General features: G+C 74.7%; 1 protein-coding gene. It reads right to left on the bottom strand.

Features of this window, described 5'->3' with window-relative positions:
• Positions 1-667 (bottom strand): DNA gyrase C-terminal beta-propeller domain-containing protein (locus KUM32_RS36615; RefSeq protein ID WP_302185230.1); only part of this gene is annotated, 667 nt, incomplete at both ends.

Here is a 667-nt window from a genome sequence, read left to right as displayed (position 1 = left end):
CAGCGGGATGCCGGAACCGTCCCGGCGCGGGTCGGGCTCGGGCAGCGGCACCGGGGCGCCGGCGTTGCTGGCGGCCCGTGGCGGGGCCACCCCCGCCCACGCCATGACCAGGCAGTCCTCGCCCTTCAGGAAGCGCTGGCAGCGCACTCCGCCAGTGGCCCGACCCTTGCGCGGATACTGGTCGAACGGGGTGAGCTTGGCCGTTTGCAGCGCTCCGTCGAGCGTGTCCCGCGCGCCCGCCACCGTGAAGACCATCGCGTCGACGGCCGGGTCCACCGCGCCGAAGGACAGCGCCCTGGCGCCGGCGCCCAGCTTCACGCCCGCCATGCCGCCCGCGGCCCGCCCCTGCGGGCGCACCTGCGCGGCCGGATAGCGCAGCAGTTGGGCCTCGCTGGTGATGAAGACCAGGTCCTCGTCGCCGGTGCGCAACTCCACGGCGCCGACGACCTCGTCGCCCTCGCGGAGCGTGATGACCTCCAACTCCCCCTTGTTCGTCGGATAGTCGGGCACCACCCGTTTGACCACGCCCTGCGCCGTGCCCAGCGCCAGGCCGGGCGACGACTCGTCCAGCGTGGTCAGGCACACCACGCGCTCACCGTCGGCCAGGGTCAGGAACTCCGTGAGCGGCGCCCCGCCCGAGACGTTGGGCGCCGACGCGGTGTCCGGC

The sequence above is a fragment of the Streptomyces sp. AC627_RSS907 genome, assembly GCF_019049165.1.
This window is presented reverse-complemented; position numbering and strand designations above follow the sequence as displayed.